This window comes from Pseudomonas sp. FW305-3-2-15-E-TSA4, from assembly GCF_058787295.1.
The window spans coordinates 1-16,913 of sequence record NZ_JBYSZP010000033.1; the positions used below are offsets into that span (position 1 = coordinate 1).

Here is a 16,913-nt window from a genome sequence, read left to right on the forward strand (position 1 = left end):
CCCTGATGAAGAATCAGGGCGAATACCGATCAGTTTGAGATTCTAGGGTTGCTGAGCAACATAGAATCTCCCACATTAGTTGCAATGCGATCCCCTGTGGGAGCGGGCTTGCTCGCGAAAGCTATCGACGGGTCACCACGATTTCACGGCCGGGTACAAAAGGTGCCCTGATGAAAAACCATTTGCCACTGCTCGCCCTGCCGCCGCCATACCGAACTGCGCAGACTGTCCGCCGGCACCCGCTGGCCGACAGCGCCGGTATGGCAGTGATACGTCACCAGAGCCGAATCTTCCGACAATTGCTTGAGCGTGAACTGACTGACGGTACGTTGTGCGAATGCTTGCTGCGGCAGCGCTTCCAGCACATCGGACTTGTTCCAGATGCCGCCGCTGGCGCCGAATTCGACAAAGTCGTCCGCGATCAGTCGCGCCAGTTCTGCGGGGTCCTCGCGCACGGCGCGCGATAGCAGGCGGTTTTCCAGATGTAACAAATGCTTCGACAGATCCATCTCGTTCCTACCTCAGTGCAGAAATCACTCGCCACAAAGGCTTTCGATTGTGCAAAAAAAACCGCCCTTTCGGGCGGCTAAAGTACTTCGACCATGATTCAGAAGCTTTGACTGAAGCTGATGTTGAACGCGCTGTCATTGTTGTCGCTCGACACCTGGCCCGAGTAGCCGATGCCCAGCTTGCCGGTCGGGGTGACCTGGAAGTCCACGCCGGCTTCGAGCAATGCGCTGTCCTTGGCGATGGGTACGCCTTGGGTGCTGAACGAGGCGCCGCCGTCGATGAAGGTCAGGTCGGCGTCAGGTTTGGTGTCGCCGTAGGCATGCCGCCAGCCGATGGCCGCGCGTGGCGTCAGTTGGCTGCCGTTGGCCAGGGTCACCAATTTGCCGACACGCACACCGAGGGTCGAGTAGGTGATGTCCTGATCGGCGTCGGCCTTCAAGCGCCCCACCCCACCTTTCTCCTTACCGGTGTCGCTGTCGTAGTTGACGTGGGCCAGGCCGGCGAACGGTTCGATGGCAACGCCTGCCGCGTTGATCGCGTAACCCACTTCACCGAACACCTGCGCACTGCGCGCGTCGTAATCGGCCTTCAGGCGATCGTTGTAAGTACCGACGCTGACATCGCGTTTGGTCTCGATGCTGTGCCAGCTATAAGCCGCGCCGAGGCGCACCGCCAGTGCATCGAATTGCGAGTTCAGATACCCGGCGAGGTGGTAGCTGTCGACCTTGGCATCGGAGTTGCGATCATGCGCGTTGAGGTTGCTGCGGGTGTAACCGGCCGCCATCCCGGCACGCCAGGTGTCATCCAGCGCCTTGTCGGTGCCGAGCATGAAACCGCCGAGGTTGCGATCAACTTTTGCCGTGTTGCTGTCGCCGCCCATGTCGCCCCAGGCACCGATAGCCCGGATCCAGCCGACCATTTCCCCGTGGCAGCCGTTGCTGCTCAGTTGCGTGTCGCTCGGTGCCAGGGTTTTGCGTGGATCATCCGCAGCGCTGCACGACGGCTGGCGCATGCGGTCATTGACCGCCTCACGGATGAAGCGCGAGTCTTCCAGCATGGCGCTGGCGGCGCTGGCGTGGATTTCCCCGGAGAGGCTGTCGAACGCATTGCGTGCACCGGCCACGCTGAGGTTGACGATCTGGTTCTGCAACGCCGCGCCAGCCGCTCCGTTATTGGACAGTGCCGTGGCGGTGCCGCGCTGGTTGCCCGTGGCAGCGACATCGGCGAACGAGTTGCCGTTGCGGCTCACGGCCAGGGTCACCGAATCGGCACCGTAGATCAGCGAGCTGTCGAGGAACGCGTACTGCGGCAGATCGGTGGCACTGAAGGTGCCGGTCACCCCGCCGCCCGCAGTGATCAGCGAGTAGGTGGTATTGCCGGTGAACGGCGCCAGGCTGTTGACCACCAGACCGCCGCCCAATGCCGCCGTACCACCCACCGCCAGTGGCGTGGCGGTTGGCGAGCTGACGGTCAGCGCCAGTACACCATCGCTGCTGTTGGTCAGGTTGCCGGCCACGCTCAAGGTGCCGTCAGCACCACCGGAAGCGACCACACCGTGGTTGACCACCGAACCGACGCTGCCGTTACCGCTCAGGCCTGCGCCGTTGGCGACCGTGACTTGTGCGCCCAGCGAAGCCCGGGCCGCACGGCTGCCGACTTGCAGCAGGCCTTGATCGACGGAAACCGTACCGCTGAACGGTTGATTGCCGACCATCAACAGGCGACTCACGCCGCGTTTGAACAGCGCGCCGGTGCCGTTGAGCACACCATTGAACTGGCCATCGGTGTTTTGCTGGAACACCAGCGTGGCGTTGTCGGTGATGTTGCCTTGCAGACTCGTGGTGTTACCGATCAGCGTACCGCCACTGACGGTGGTGCCACCGCTGTAGGTATTGGCGCCAGTCAGCACGAGGGTGCCGGAATCGAGTTTCTCGATACCGCCGGTGCCGATCAGCGGCACGTCGATTTCAGCACTGGCCCCGGCATTGACCCGCACCGGCGCCAGACTGCCGTCGGCACCGTTGACTGGTGTCAGCGTACCGCCAGCCCCCGGCACCAGGCTGTAGCCGCCGGTGAGGAACTGCAGACCGGTGAAGTTCTGATTGCCCTGCACAGTGACGGTACCCGCCTGGCCACCAAACACTGCGAATTGACCATTGGACGCCAGCGCCTGAGTGCCGCTCGGATCGGTCCAGTTGGTGCCCGGGCCCCACACGCCACTGCCGCCACCGATGCTGCCATCAGGGTTGGTAGTGCCGCCGTTCCAGAACTGCACCTCACCCGGCGTGCCTTGTACCAACAGGTTGACCTGATTGGCGATCGCGGTTTGCAGGGTCAGGTTGGCCGCCGACACCGGCAGGCTGCCGTAGACCAGACCGTTGTCGGTCAGGCTGCCGCCGTAACGGAACAGTTGATAGACCCCGGTGCCGAAGCCGCCGGCGTTGCTGATGTTCAGCGTACCGTCGAGGGTCAGGTTACCGGCGACGTTGACCACCGTGGTGGAACTGGTGGCCGAGCCGAGGCTGAAGTCCAGGTTGGTGCCCGAGGACAGCGCCAGCGAGCCGACCGACAACGGTGTAGCCGTGCCGCCACCGGTCAGCGTCGCACCGCTGGCCAGTTGCACGTTGCCGCCCAGTTGTCCGCTGCCACCGACTTTCGCACCACTGGCGACGTTGACGTTGGCGCTGTTGAGCACGCCGTTGACGATCAGGTTGCCGGCCTGCACCGAAGTGTCACCGGTGAAGGTGTTGTTGCCGGTGAGGAGCAATTGGCCGGTGCCGGTTTTGTTCAGCGTGCCGGCGCCGGTGAGGTTGCCGGTGTAGCTGCCGTCGGCGTTCTGCGCGAAGGTCAGCGCCGCGTTGTTGACGATGGCGCCTTGCAGGCTGCTGGTGTCGCCAGTGGTAGTGCCAGCGTTCAGCGTGGTGCCGCCGCTGTAGGTGTTGGCGCCGCTAAGCACGAGGTCAGCGCTGCCGTTTTTCACCAGACTGCCTGTGCCGGTGATGGCGCCGAGCAGCGTGGTGTTCTGGTTGCCGGCCAGGGTCAGTTGCGACCCCAGATTGATCGCGTTGGCCAGTTGCAGCGCCGAGGTGCTGTCGAGGCTGGCGTTGCCGGTCACGCTCAGTGCACCGCTGCTGATTGCGCTGTTGTTGCCCAGCACCAGCGTACCGCCAGCGAGCTGAGTACCACCGCTGTAGGTGTTGCTGCCGTTGAGGGTCAGGCTCGAAGCGCCAGACTTGATCAGGCTGCCCGCCCCACTGACTACACCGTCGAGGGTCAAGGCGTTACTGCCAGCGACAGTCAGGCCACCGTTCACCACCACATCGTTGCCCAGCGTGACGGCCGCGTTGCTGTCCAGCGCGGTGCCGTCCGCAGCGGTCAACACACCGCTGCCGAGCGCTGCGTTGTTGCCCACGACGATCTTGCCGCCATTGAGCGCAGTGCCACCGGTGTAACCGTTGGCAGCGTTGAGCACCAGCGTGCCGGTGTCGTATTTGCCGAGGGTGCCGCTGCCGTTAAGCGCAACGCCGACGGTCGCGGTGGCGTTCGGATCGACTCGCACCGTGGCGTTACCCAACGAACCGTTGACCAGATTCAGCGAACCCGCGGTGCCGCCCTGCAGGCTGTAGCCATCGGTGACGAACTGCATGCCGGTGATGGTTTGTGCGCCGTTCACGGTGACCGTGCCCGCCGTGCCCTGGAACACCGCGAAGTTGTTGGTCCAGGCCTGATTGGTGGTGCCGTTGACGTCGGTCCAGTTGGTGGTGCCGGTGCCCCAGGTGCCGCTGCCGCCATCGACCGAGCCGTTGGCCACCAGTTGGTTGCCGTCCCAGAACTGCACGGTGACGCCCGGTGCGGTAACCAGCAGGTTGATCTGGTTGGCCAGCGCGGTTTGCAGGGTCAGATCGCCCGGGGTGACGCTGCCCGGCACCGTGCCGATCAGCATGCCGTTGTCGGTCAGGCCCCCGGTGTAGTTGATCAACCGGTACACACCGCTGCCGAAACCGCCGATGTCGCTGACGTTGAGGGTGCCGTCGAGGGTCAGGTTGCCGCCGACATTCACCAGCGCATTGCCGCCACCGGAAACCGGCGTGCCCAGTCCGACATCGAAATTGGAGTTGGCGTTGAACACCAGCGAGTTCACCGACAGGGTGCTGCCGGTGGCGCCGGCCAGATGACCGCCGTCGGCCACGGTCACCGCACCGCCGAGCGAGCCGCCGCCGGTCAGGGTGCCGCCGCTGTTGACCAGTACGCTGGCGCTGTCCAGCGAGCCGCTGACGTTCAAGGTGCCGGCGTTGACCGTGGTGTTGCCGGTCAGGCTGTTGAGGCCGGTCAGGGTCAGCGTTCCGGTGCCGAGCTTGCTCAATTCGCCGGTTCCGGTGAGGACACCGGCGAAAAGGCTGCTGGCGTTGTTGCCGCCGATGCTCAGGGTGTTGCCGCCGCCGATCAGTGCGGTGCCGCTGCCGGTCAGACTGGCGAGGCTGCCCGAGCCGCCGAGATTGAGAGTTGACGCAGCGCCGAGGTTGACCCCGGCATTGCTGCCCAGTGCCGAGTTGCCCAGTGTCGTGAGGCTGCCCGATTGCACATCAAAGGTGCCGCTGAAGGTGTTGTTGCCGGACAGCGTCAGGTCGGCCAGACCATTCTTGGTCAGGGTGCCCGCCCCGGCGATCACGCCACCGAGCGTCAGGTTGTTGTTGCCAGCCACGCTCAGGTTGGCATTGACGTTGACGTTGTTGGCCAGCACCAGCGGCGCGGTGGTGTCGAGGGTCGACGCACCCGCCACGGTTACCGCGCCGGAGCCCAGGCCCGCAGAGGTGCCAAGGGTCACGGTGCCGGCGTTCAGTGTGGTGCCGCCGCTGTAAGTGTTAATGCCGTTGAGGGTCAGGTTGGACGCGCCGTTCTTGATCAGACCGCCGGTGCCGCTGACCACGCCGCTGAGCGCGACGTCGCTGCTGCCGGTATTGGTCAGATTGGCATTGAGCACCACGTTGTTGCCCAGCGACACCGCGGTGTTGCTGTCCAGCGCCGAGGCACCGGCCACGGTCAGGTTGCCCAGGCCGAGTGCTGAGTTGCTACCGGCGGTCAGGGTGCCGGCGTTCAGGGTAGTGCCGCCGAGGAAGTTGTTATTGCCGCTGAGGGTCAGATTGGCCGCGCCGTTTTTGCTCAGACTGCCGGCGCCGTTGACCGTACCGGCCAAAGTCAGATCCGCTGTGCCACCGATGCCGAGGTTACCGGCCAGATTCACCGCGTTGTTCACCGAAATCGCCGTGCTCGCATCCAGCGTGCTGCCGCCCGCCGCGTTCAACGTGCCGGAACCCAGCGCCGAGTTCGACGCCAGAACCAATCCGCCAGCGTTCAGCGCCACCGGCCCGAGGAAGGCGTTGTTGCCGCCGAGGGTCAGGTTGGCCGCGCCATTCTTGATCAGGCCACCGGTGCCACCGATCACGCCGTTGAGGGTCAGCGCATTGCTGCCGACCACGGTCAGATTGCCGTTTAGCGTCGCAGCGTTGCCGAGGGTCACCGCAGTGTTGCTGTCCAGTTGTGTGCCGGCGTTGGCGGTCAGTGTGCCGCTGCCCAGCGCGGTGTTGCTGCCGACAATGATCTTGCCACCGTCCAGCTGCGTGCCGCCGCTGTAGGTGTTGGCGCCATTGAGCACCAGGGTACCGGCGTCGAGTTTATTGAGGATGCCGCTGCCATCGATATTCACGCCGATGGTCGCAGTAACGCCCGGATCAACCCGCAGCGCTGTGGTACCGCCAGTGCCGTTGACTGCGGTCAGTTGCCCCGCCGCGCCGTTGACCAGGTTGTAGCCGTCGGTGAGGAATTGCATACCGGTGAACGCTTGCGTACCGTTCACCGTCACAGTGCCCGCAGCACCCTGGAATACCGCGAAGTCACCGGCCCATGGCTGGTTGACCAGACCATTGGCATCGGTCCAGTTGGTGCCGACAGCATTCCACGTGCCGCTGCCGCCATCGACCACGCCGTTGGCGATGGTCTGGCTGCCGTCCCAGTAACGGATGTTGCTGTTCGGTGCCGACACTTGAATATTGATCTGATTGCCCACGCCGGTCTGCACCACCAGATCGCCAAGGCCATAGCCGACCGGCACGCTGGCGACGTCCAGACCGAGATTGGTCAGGGCACCGGTGTAGTTGAACAGGCGATACACACCGACGCCGAAACCGCCGGCATCGGTGACGTTGAGATTGCCGTCAAGGGTAAGGTTGCCGCCGATGTTCATCAGCGAACTGGTCGACGGAGTCCCCAGCGCCACATCCACGTTGCTACCGGCACCGAGGGTCAGGCCACTGGCTGACAAGGTATTGCCCGATGACAGCGCCAGATGGCCCCCGCTATTAATGTTCACTGTGCCAAGCGCCGAGCCGGTACCGGTCAGGGTACCGCCGGTGTTGACGTTGACCTGTGCACTGCCCAGCGAACCGCTCAGGTTCACGATACCGCCATCGATCGCGGTATTGCCGGTAATGCCGTTGATGCCAGTGAGGTTCAAGGTGCCGGTGCCGACTTTGGTCAGGCCACCGCTGCCACTGAGATCACCATCAAAGGTGCTGGTGACGTTGCCGCCACCGACGGTCAACGTGTTGCTGCCAGTCAGTTGCACACTGCCGCTGCCGGTCAGCGCGCCGAGGCTGGCATCGCTACCGAGATTCAGGCCGGCACCGGCACTGATGTTGACGCCAGAAGTGTTGCCCAGTGCGTTGGTGTTGAGGGTAGTGACGCTGCCGGAGACGATGTTCACGGCGCCGGTAAAGGTGTTGTTGCCGGCCAGAGTCAGGTCCGACAGGCCGTTTTTGGTCAGGCTGCCGGCGCCGTCGATGATGCCGTTGAGGCTCAGGTCGTTATTGCCGGCCACCGTCAGCCCGGCGTTGAGGGTGATCGCGTTGCCGATGCCGAACGAGGCGCTGTTATCGAGAGTCGCCGCGCCGCCGACGGTCAAGCCACCACTACCCAGACCGTTGGCATTGCCCAGGGTCAGGGTACCGGCGTTGAGGGTGGTGCCGCCGCTGAAGGTGTTGTTGCCGTTGAGTGTCAGATTCGCTGCGCCATTCTTGATCAATTGGCCGCTGCCGCTGGTGACGCCACCGAGGGTCAGATTCTGCGTGCCGCCGACGGTCAATCCAGCGTTGAGAGTGACGCCGTTATTGAGGCTGACCAGCGGCGAATTGCTGTCCAGTGTGGCAGCGCCAGCGACGCTCAGTGCGCCGGAACCCAGCGCCGAACTGTTGCCGACGGTCAGCGTACCGGCGTTCAACGTGGTGCCGCCGAGGTAGTTGTTGGCCGCATTGAGAATCAGATTGGCCGCGCCGTCTTTCACCAGACTGCCGGCGCCGCTGACCAGACCGGTCAAGGTCAGATCTGCCGTGCCACCGATATTCAAGGCTCCCGCCAGGCCCACTGCGTTGTTCAGGCTGACGGCGGTGTTGGCGTCCAGCGTGGTATTGGCCGCCGCATTCAGCGTACCGACGCCCAGCGCGGTGTTGCTGCCGACAATCAGCTTGCCGGTGTTCAGTGCAGTGTTGCCGAAATAGGTGTTGGCGCCGTTGAGGGTCAGGTCGGCCGCGCCGTTCTTGGTCAGCCCACCGATGCCGGCGACCACCCCGCCGAGGGTCAGCGCATTGCTGCCGCCGACGGTCAGCGTGCCGCCGAGGTTGACGTTGTTGGCCAGGGTCGCCGCCGTGCTTGCATCCAGCGTGGTGCCGTTCGACGCGTTCAGTGCGCCCGTACCCAGAGCGGTGTTGGAGCCGACCACCAGCGAACCGGCATTCAGCGCCGTGGTGCCGGTGTACGTGTTGTTGCCGGTCAGGGTCAGGCTCGATGCGCCGGTCTTGATCAGGCCGTTCGCGCCACTGATTACCCCGCCGAGGGTCAGCGCGTTGGCGCCGCCTGCGGTGAGGTTGGCATTGAGAATCACGTTGTTGTTCAGGGTCACGGCGGAACTACTGTTGAGGGTGCCCGCGCCTTCCACCGACAAGGCGCCGGTGCCCAGTGCCGCACCGTTGCCGACGGTCAGGCTGCCGGCATTCAGGGTGGTGCCGCCGCTGTAGGTATTGGTGCCGTTGAGGGTGAGATTGGCGGCGCCGTTTTTCACCAGTTGGCTGGTACCGCTGATCCCGCCACCGAGGGTCAGCGCGTTGCTGCCGCCAATCCCCAGACTGTTATTGAGAATGACGTTGTTGTTCAGTGTCACCGCCGCATTGCTGTCGAGCGTCGCCACGCCGCCGACGGTGATGTTGCCGCTGCCGAGCGCCGCATTCGCGCCGGCCGTAATGGTGCCGGCGTTCAACGCGACGGCACCGAGGAAAGTATTGGCGCCATTGAGAATCAGATTGGCCGCGCCGTTCTTGGTCAGCCCGCCGCTGCCGCTGACGATACCGCCGAGGGTCAGGTTGGCGCTGCCGCCGATGTTCAGATTGCCACCGAGTGACACCGCGTTGGTCAGCGCCACCGCTGTGCTGGCATCGAGGGTGGTACCTGCTGCCGTGGTCAATGCGCCCGTGCCCAGCGCGGTGTTGGAGCCGACAATCAGCGTGCCAGCATTCAGCGCAGTGCCGCCGGAGAAAGTGTTATTGCCGCTGAGGCTGAGGCTCGCAGTGCCGTTCTTGATCAGATTGCCGGCGCCGCTGACGACCCCGCTCAGGCCCAGTGCCTGGGTGCCGCCAATGGTCAGATCCGCCGCCAGCGCGACAGCGTTGGCCAGGGTCACCGCCGTGGTCGCATCCAGCGTGGTGCCGGCCGCGGCGTTCAACGCGCCAGTCCCCAGTGCGGTGTTGCTGCCGACGAACAGGCTGCCGGCGTTGAGAAGCGTGTTGCCGGCGTTGGTATTGTTCCCCGTCAGGGTCAGGCTGGCGGTACCGGATTTGGTAATCCCGCCAGTACCGGACAGGACGCCGCCCAGGGTCAGGGCATTGCTGCCGAGCACGTTGAGCGCGCCGGTCATGGCGATGTTGTTGGCCAGCGTGACGTTGGCGGTGCTGTCGAGGCTGGTGCCAGCGGCGGTGTTCAGCGCACCGCTGCCCAGTGAATTGTTGTTGGTCACCAGCAGGCTGCCGGCGCTCAGGGTGGTAGTACCGGTGAAGCCGGTGTTGGCGCCACTGACGGTCAGGCTGCCGCTGCCGGTTTTGGTCAGGCCACTGCTGCCGTTGATCAAGCCGCCGAGGGTCAGTGCGCCAGTGCCGCCGGCGGTCAAGGTGCCGCCGAGGTTGATGGCGTTGGCCAGGCTGATCGTGCCCGGCGCGCTCAGGGTCGTCGCGCCAGTGACGTTGAGGGTGCCGGTGCTGAATGCCTGATTGTTGCTGATCTGCACCGTGCCGCCATTGAGCGTGGTGTTGCCCAGATAGGTGTTGGCAGCGCTGAGGCTCAGTTGCCCGGAACCGACTTTGCTCAGGCCGCCGCTGCCGGAAATCACCCCACTCAGAGTGGTGGCGTTGGTGCCCTGCACGGTCACACCACCGGCGCCGAGGGAGATCAGATTGCTGAGGTTCAACCCGGCGTTGCTGGCCTGGAGGATCCCGCCGTTGGAGGTGAGCACCCCGCTGCCGAACGTGGCGTTGTTGTTGAACTGGGCGACACCGCCATTGAGCGTGGTCGCGCCGCTGACCAGTGGCCCTTGCAAGGTCCAGGTGCCGCTGTTGATGGTCAGGTTGTTGAAGTTGACGTAAGTGGCGCTCGACGCCGTGCCGACCCCGGTGGTGCCGCCGCCGACACCGGCCGGGTTTTGCAGGATCAGGCTGTTGGTACCGCCCGCGCCGCCATCGACAGTGCCGGTCGGGGCGAACGTCAGGTTGATGCCGATCAGTCCGCCGAGGCCGACGCTGACCTGCACGCCGTCACCGACCTGCACCGAAGAGCCCGTCACCGCCGTAAAGGTGTTGGTGCTGCTCGCGCCCATCGACACGCCGCCGGTGATCGCACCGGCGTTAGTGAAGGTGTTGCCCGCCGCCGAGGTCTCGAAGGCGATCCGGCCGTTGATCACGCCGGTGCTGCTGTTGGTCATGTTGACCTGCGAGCCGCCGTACACACCGACCACCGGGGTGTCGGCCAGGGTGATGCCACCGACCGAGAGTCCGGTCGAGGTGATGGTGCCGTTGTTGGTGATGCTCGTAGTGCCGGCCGCAGCGTTGTTCACCGCGATGCCCAGGCCGTCAACGCTGGTCAGGTTGAGCCCGAGCAACATGCCGGTACCGCGAATGATCCCGCTGGCATTGTTGAGCACGCTGACCGTACTGGTCGCGCCCGTACCGATGAAGGCACCGCCGCTCAACACCGAGACCAGCCCGAGCAGCGCCGGGTCGATCGTCCCGGAGTTGTTCAGGCTGATGTTGACCCCGGTCAGGTCCATCACATGGCCGCCGAGCGTCGCGTTCATCTGCGCCCCGGAGTTGACGTTGACCGTCAGACCGTTGGTGGCACTGGCGAAATTGTTGAGAAACAGCGGCAGACTCGGCACGCCGGTACAGGTCACGGTGGAACCCGCCGTGGAGCATGTGGCCAGTGCCGGTGCACTGACGCCGCCGAACAACAGCCCGGCAACGCTCAGGTGCACAGCAAGGGAAAGTGGGGAAAAACGCGAAACGAGGGCGACACCAAACCTTGCTTCCACGGGCTACTCCTTGTCGTGGCCAAATTCTTCCTTGAAGGCGTGGGAGAGGTGCTTATTCCACACGCGAATCAAGACTGCGACGGTCATCACAAAACCGCGTCTTGGCTGACAAGCTAGTAGACGCCCCGCGATGGGGCACTGATTAAATGGTGTTAATACTTTAATACTAGAACCGTCTAGAACGCGGGTTTCGGCCAGTAAACACTGGGTTTGGCGACACCTGACTAACCCTGTGGTGTATCTGTGAAGGATATGTCAGCTGACCCGACGCCTTCGCGAGCAAGCCCGCTCCCACAGGAGAATTTCAGCGTTTAAAAGAAACTGGTACGCCTTGTGCAAACGTTTGCGACCTGCCTTTAACGGCTTTTTCGTAACAAAACCGTACAGACCCGCAGAACCCGGGCCTCGATCCGCAAAAAAGGACTTTGAATGCACGTTGCTTCCCTTCTTCGCGCCCCGTTTGCGCGCACGTTTGCTGTTTCCCTGCTACTGACCGGCGTTACCGGAGTTCTCAGCCACAGCGCACTGGCACAACCGGCCCTGCCCGACGACTCCGCCCAGGGTGAAGCCCTCAGCCCGGAAGCTGCCCCGCCGAAAAAAGGCGCTTATCTGTCGGACTGGTACAACCAGGACCTGACGCTGATCGGCAGCAAGGACATCAGTTTCGGGCCGCAACCGGCCGACGATATCTATCTGGAATACGAGTACTTCGGGCGCAAGGGTCCGTTCGAGCTGTATGGCTACGTCGACATTCCGAAGATCTTCAACATCGGCAACAGCCACGACAAAGGCGTGTGGGATCACGGCTCACCGGTGTTCATGGAACACGAGCCGCGCATCTCCATCGACTACCTCGCCGGCCGCAGCCTGGCCATCGGCCCGTTCAAGGAATGGTACGTGGCGTTCGACTGGATCTACGATCACGGCAGCCGTAAAGAGAACCGTGCCAACACCCTGTACAGCGGCTTCGGCACCGACATCGACACCCATTCGCGGGTCAACCTGTCGGCCAACCTGTACGGGCGCTACCAGTGGGAAAACTACGGCGCGAGCAATGAGTATTCGTGGGACGGCTACCGCGCGCAGCTCAAGTACATCGTGCCCATCGACAAATTCAGCAACGGCGCGTCGCTGACCTACATCGGTTTCACCAACTTCGACTTCGGCTCGGACATCCACAAGGACAACCCGGCACGCACCGCCAATGCCACGGTGGCGACCAACGTGTTGCTGTACTCGTTCACCCACTTGCGCTTCACCCTGGTCGGCCGTTACTTCCACAACGGCGGCAACTGGGAGGACGGCAGTGAGTTGAACTTCGGCGACGGCAATTTCCGCGCGCGCTCCAACGGTTGGGGTTACTACGCCGGCATCGGCTATCAGTTCTGAAATCAGGAGATTCTCATGCAAGCAATGACGCGTCTGACCCTGGCCGCTGCGGCCCTGCTCTCTTCCACGGCGTGGGCGGCTGAAGCGCCGATCCAGCCGAAAGTCGTACTGATCACCATGTTCGCCCCCGAGGCACAGAACTGGATCGAGCGCCTCGACCTAAAACAGGAAATCCGCGTACCGGGGCTGTCCGCCGAGTACCCGACCATCCGCTGCAACACGCACCAGGTGTGCCTGCTGACCACCGGCATGGGCCAGACCAACGCCGCCGCCTCGACCTTGGCACTGGCGCTGTCGCCGAAATTCGACCTGCGCAAAAGCTGGTTCCTGATTGCCGGGATCGCCGGCATCAGCCCGAAACACGGGACCATCGGCACTGCGGCGTGGGCGCATTACCTGGTGGAATTCGGCACGCAATGGGAGCTGGATTCGCGCGATGCGCCGGCGAGCTGGCCGACCGGCTACCTGGGCATCAACACCAAAGGCCCCAACGAAAAACCGCCGCTGGACTACAAGACCGAAGTCTTCGAACTCAACCCGACACTGCAGGCCAAAGCCTTCGCCCTGAGCCACAAGGTCGAACTGAGCGAGAGCAAGGAATCGGCGGCGTGGCGCCGGAAATACCCGTCGGCCCCGGCCAACCAGCCGCCGGTGGTCACGCGCTGCGACACGTTGGCGGGCAACACCTGGTTCTCGGGTACACGCCTGAGCGAACGCGCCGAGGTCTGGACCAAACTGCTGACCGATAACAAGGGTGAATACTGCACCACACAACAGGAAGACAACTCCACCTATGAAGCGCTGCTGCGTGCCAGTCGCGAAGGTCTGGTGGATGTGCAGCGTCTGGCCGTGGTGCGTGCCGGCTCTGACTTTGATCGGCCGGCACCGGGCGGCAGTGAAGTGGATAATCTGCTGAAATACGCCGATCAGGGCGGGTTCGTGCCGGCGCTGGAAAACCTCTATCGCGCCGGCAATCCGCTGGTGCAGGACATTCTGAAAAACTGGTCGGCGTGGGAAAACGGCGTCCCGCAATCCTGAGTACAACACGGTAAAAATGTGGGAGCGGGCTTGCTCGCGAATGCGGTGTATCAGCCAATACTTGCTTCGCTGACACACCGCTTTCGCGAGCAAGCCCGCTCCCACAGTTGTTTTGTGGTGTCAGGGAATAAGGATAATCTTGTCGCCACTGCCCTGATTCACCTGCGCGTAGCTGTCCAACCCCTCCGCCAGCGGCACCTCCACCAACCCCTGCGGCAACGGCAACAGATCCTCATCAAAGAACCGCCCAAACTGCTCGAGCATCGCCGCACAGGCTTGCACGCCGTACAACAGCGAGTTGATCCCGACCACCGAACCGCCCTTGCGGTACAACGCCAGCGCCGGCAATTGCACGTGGCCGTCGACCGGTGCGGCGATGATCGCGATGCGGCCGAACGCTGCTAGTGCCGCCACCGAGGCCGGCAGCCAGAAGCCGGTGGTGTCGAAGATCACGTCGGCGCCGCCGCTGTACACCGCGTTGACCTGCGCGCCGAGGTCTTCGGGTTTATCCAGCTGAATCGTCTGGAAGCCCTGCGCCTGCAACTCCTTGACCTGCTCCGGCCGCCGCGCTGCCGCGAGGATCTGCGCGCCGCGCACCTTGGCCAGCGCCAACGCCGCCGTGGCCACCGCGCCGCCGCCGATCACCAGCAAACGGGTTTCAGCGCTCACCAGACTGCGCTCCAGCGCATCCCACGCCGTGGTGTACGGCACGCCGAGGCTGGCCGCCTGGGCGAAACTCAAGTGCGACGGTTTGTGCGCCACACCATTGGCCGGCAGTTTGACGAACTGCGCGTGCGAGCCATCGGCGAAAAAGCCCAGCTCGCGCCCGGTGCCCCAGACTTCCTGACCGAGCAACGCCTGCGGCCCCTCGACCACGACACCGGCGAAATCGCGCCCGGGAATCCGTGGCAACGTGGTGTACGGAAATCGCCCGAGCACGTTCTTCACATCGCTGGGGTTCAGACCGGCCGCCTTGATCTCCACCAGCACTTCATCAGCGCCGGGCACCGGGGTCGGTACGTCGACGAAATGCAGGGAAGACAGATCGCCGGTTTTATCGAATTGCAGTGCTTTCATGAGGACATCCATCAAAGGGAAAAAGGAATTCAGGACAGCCAACCGGCGACCAGTTGCCGGCCCATCGGCCACAGCTGCTCACCCGCGAGCATGCCCAGCAGCCCCACCAGCGCGATGGCCGGAGGTGCCGGGGAACGAAAATCCAGCGCGCCATAGAGCAGGCCGACACCGAGACCGATGCCCAGCGAAATCAGGTAGTTCATGGGAGGAAACTCCGCCGCGTGAAAGGAATGGGCAAAGTCTAGGGAAGGATCGGCAGAGGTGTCGGCCAAGGACTTCTGAATTTCGGCCAATTCCCCGCGTTCACTGTCGTCCCCTGTGGGAGCGGGCTTGCTCGCGAAGGCGGCGGGTCAGTCACCTTATGCTTCACAGACAAACCGCTTTCGCGAGCAAGCCCGCTCCCACAGGGATTGCGTTCAGGTGGCCGTAAATTGCGAAGGCGCCACGCCCAGTTCGCGCCGGAACATGTCACTGAAACTGCTCGGCGAATACCCCAGCTCCCGAGCAATCGCACTCACTGGCACGCCCTGAATCAACTCGGCCACCGCCGTCGCCAGTTGCACCTGCCGCCGCCATTCGGCGAAGCCCATGCCCAGACTGTCCTTGAACAACCGCGCCAGCGTGCGCACGCTGGCCCCGGCGTTTTCCGCGTGCTGTTCGAACGGGATCTCCAGCGACGGTGACGCCATCACCGCCTGGCACAGATTCATCAGGCGCCGGTCGGAATCGTCCGGCAGCGGGATCTTCAATTGTGAGCGCCGGGCACGCTTGAGCTCCAGCAACGCCAGCCCGACCAAGGCGTCGTAATAGGCCGGCTCACCGCTATCGCCCTGCTCCACCAGCCCGACGATCAACTCGCGCAACAGCCCTCCGACTTCAATCACCTGCACTGTCGGATCCAGCGTTGCCGCCAGTACCGGGCGCAGGTAGATATTGCGCATCTGCAAGTCCGACACCACACGAATTCCATGCGGCACCCCGGGTGGCAACCACACCGCGCGCTGCGGCGGCACCACCAGTGCCTCATGCGGGGTTTCAACCCACATCACTCCGCTCATCGCATACAGCAACTGCCCCCAGACATGCTCGTGCGGCTCGATGAACAACCCGCGCGGATAAGTGCGCGCCAGCGGTTGTACCGGCACATCGGTATCCGTGAGATCGGGGGGTGCGGCGAGGGCCATGGCGAGCATTCATTGGGGTTGGCGGAAGGCGCATGGTAACCAGTCGGTCACAGCGTCGACAACGATAGATACCGTCGGACAATCCGAGTGAATTTTCCCGACGCGCCGCGATCCTTCTAATACCACAGGGAGGATTACGGGCTTTATGAACAACGCAAAACTGTTTGTCATCGATTACACCCTTCACGGCACGCCTAAGTCGTTCATTATCCGCTCGGACAGAATGGACAACGCCGAGGCGTGGCACTGGGCAAGCTGCGACGCTGGTGTGGGTCGCATCCCGCGTTTCGGCCGGGAAAAAGTGCAAAAGACCAGCAAACCGATGGCGGAGAAATTCGGCGTGGAAAACGTCACATGGCGACCGGCGAGCTAGACTCTCGTCAGGCGATGGGGACTCTTTGGGGGCGTACACAATGACCAGCATCTTCAGCCCGGCGCATCTGGATTACGGACTGGACACCCTGTTCGGCCGTATCACCAAAAGCGTGGACTGTCAGGTGGGTCTTGAGGCTGTCGAAGACGATCCCTATAGCTTCGCCCTGCGCATACCGGCGCCGTTACCGGAAGACCTCGACCAGGCGAAAACCGTGGTAGTCAGGGTTGACGGTCGACGGCTGCAAGGCACGGTTCGCCGTACCGAACGGCTGGATGATGAAAGCCTGAAACTGCAAGTGGAGCCTGATTAGGCTCCACTTTTTTTGCGCGCGGTTATTTGGGGTGGGCGCAATGGCAGCCTTTGCTTGAGCACTCTTCACCGCCCTTGTGGTGGTGAGCGCAGGCTTCACAGCAATAGTGTTTGCCGTGCACGGCGTAGGCGTGGTCGCCTTCCTTGATGGTGCATTTGCAGTTGGGGCAGTCGCATTTTCTATCGGGCATGGGGGCAGACTCCTTTATTTGGTGGTTGTCTGGGGCTTGCGAGGGCAAGCCGTAGAGAACAGTGTAGGAGCTGCCGAAGGCTGCGATCTTTTGATCTGTTTTTTTTCGGGAGTTGGGTGAATATCCGTTTCTTCGGGTGCTGCCGCTGGCGGTTTCGCTCTTACAGCGAGTCACCTTTTCCAAACGCCGAAAAGGTAACCCAAAAGGCTTTGCCCCGG

10 protein-coding genes are annotated in these 16,913 nt (G+C 63.3%); 4 read left to right on the forward strand and 6 right to left on the reverse strand.

Annotated elements, in window-relative coordinates; all coding sequences use genetic code 11:
- Positions 1-143: 143 nt before the first annotated feature.
- Together AC3WMV_RS28035 and AC3WMV_RS28040 are read right to left on the reverse strand one after the other, a co-directional pair.
- A complete protein-coding gene (locus AC3WMV_RS28035) occupies positions 144-509 on the reverse strand; it encodes a nuclear transport factor 2 family protein (RefSeq protein ID WP_103369749.1) in 366 nt (121 codons plus the stop codon).
- Between the two features lie 98 nt (positions 510-607).
- Positions 608-11,131: an autotransporter-associated beta strand repeat-containing protein gene (locus tag AC3WMV_RS28040; protein WP_103369748.1), complete on the reverse strand. Its 10,524-nt coding sequence runs from the start codon at positions 11,129-11,131 to the stop codon at positions 608-610.
- Positions 11,132-11,560: 429 nt separating this feature from the next.
- Here AC3WMV_RS28040 and AC3WMV_RS28045 point away from each other — a divergent pair, with 429 nt between their 5' ends.
- Both AC3WMV_RS28045 and AC3WMV_RS28050 read left to right on the forward strand, forming a co-directional pair.
- Positions 11,561-12,520 (forward strand): nucleoside-specific channel-forming protein Tsx, encoded by a 960-nt coding sequence (locus AC3WMV_RS28045; RefSeq protein ID WP_103369747.1) that lies wholly within the window; start codon positions 11,561-11,563, stop codon positions 12,518-12,520.
- Between the two features lie 15 nt (positions 12,521-12,535).
- Positions 12,536-13,558: a purine-nucleoside phosphorylase gene (locus AC3WMV_RS28050; RefSeq protein WP_103369746.1), complete on the forward strand. Its 1,023-nt coding sequence runs from the start codon at positions 12,536-12,538 to the stop codon at positions 13,556-13,558.
- Between the two features lie 120 nt (positions 13,559-13,678).
- On the opposite strand, the gene AC3WMV_RS28055 is transcribed toward AC3WMV_RS28050, so the two are convergent.
- The 3 genes from AC3WMV_RS28055 to AC3WMV_RS28065 form a co-directional block, all read right to left on the reverse strand.
- On the reverse strand, positions 13,679-14,635 hold the full coding sequence (locus tag AC3WMV_RS28055; RefSeq protein WP_103369745.1) for a quinone oxidoreductase family protein: 957 nt from the start codon (positions 14,633-14,635) through the stop codon (positions 13,679-13,681).
- 29 nt (positions 14,636-14,664) lie between these two features.
- On the reverse strand, positions 14,665-14,838 hold the full coding sequence (locus tag AC3WMV_RS28060; protein WP_095138741.1) for a DUF1427 family protein: 174 nt from the start codon (positions 14,836-14,838) through the stop codon (positions 14,665-14,667).
- Between the two features lie 213 nt (positions 14,839-15,051).
- Positions 15,052-15,828: an AraC family transcriptional regulator gene (locus AC3WMV_RS28065; RefSeq protein WP_103369744.1), complete on the reverse strand. Its 777-nt coding sequence runs from the start codon at positions 15,826-15,828 to the stop codon at positions 15,052-15,054.
- A 136-nt stretch (positions 15,829-15,964) separates the two neighbouring features.
- Between AC3WMV_RS28065 and AC3WMV_RS28070 the strand changes: the two genes are divergently transcribed.
- Positions 15,965-16,192 carry a DUF6555 family protein gene (locus AC3WMV_RS28070; RefSeq protein WP_027613849.1) on the forward strand — a complete coding sequence of 76 codons (228 nt, stop codon included), beginning with the start codon at positions 15,965-15,967 and terminating at the stop codon, positions 16,190-16,192.
- A gap of 40 nt (positions 16,193-16,232) precedes the next feature.
- Positions 16,233-16,505, forward strand: coding sequence for a hypothetical protein (locus AC3WMV_RS28075; RefSeq protein WP_027613848.1), 273 nt, complete (start codon positions 16,233-16,235; stop codon positions 16,503-16,505).
- A gap of 22 nt (positions 16,506-16,527) precedes the next feature.
- On the opposite strand, the gene AC3WMV_RS28080 is transcribed toward AC3WMV_RS28075, so the two are convergent.
- Positions 16,528-16,695 (reverse strand): metallothionein, encoded by a 168-nt coding sequence (locus AC3WMV_RS28080; RefSeq protein WP_081730276.1) that lies wholly within the window; start codon positions 16,693-16,695, stop codon positions 16,528-16,530.
- Positions 16,696-16,913 lie beyond the last annotated feature (218 nt).

Bases quoted from the DNA above. Each gene is read 5' to 3' on its own strand.
- AC3WMV_RS28035 (WP_103369749.1), bottom strand. From the start codon at position 509: ATGGATCTGTCGAAGCATTTGTTACATCTGGAAAACCGCCTGCTATCG.
- AC3WMV_RS28045 (WP_103369747.1), top strand. From the start codon at position 11,561: ATGCACGTTGCTTCCCTTCTTCGCGCCCCGTTTGCGCGCACGTTTGCT.
- AC3WMV_RS28050 (WP_103369746.1), top strand. From the start codon at position 12,536: ATGCAAGCAATGACGCGTCTGACCCTGGCCGCTGCGGCCCTGCTCTCT.
- AC3WMV_RS28055 (WP_103369745.1), bottom strand. From the start codon at position 14,635: ATGAAAGCACTGCAATTCGATAAAACCGGCGATCTGTCTTCCCTGCAT.
- AC3WMV_RS28060 (WP_095138741.1), bottom strand. From the start codon at position 14,838: ATGAACTACCTGATTTCGCTGGGCATCGGTCTCGGTGTCGGCCTGCTC.
- AC3WMV_RS28065 (WP_103369744.1), bottom strand. From the start codon at position 15,828: ATGCTCGCCATGGCCCTCGCCGCACCCCCCGATCTCACGGATACCGAT.
- AC3WMV_RS28070 (WP_027613849.1), top strand. From the start codon at position 15,965: ATGAACAACGCAAAACTGTTTGTCATCGATTACACCCTTCACGGCACG.
- AC3WMV_RS28075 (WP_027613848.1), top strand. From the start codon at position 16,233: ATGACCAGCATCTTCAGCCCGGCGCATCTGGATTACGGACTGGACACC.
- AC3WMV_RS28080 (WP_081730276.1), bottom strand. From the start codon at position 16,695: ATGCCCGATAGAAAATGCGACTGCCCCAACTGCAAATGCACCATCAAG.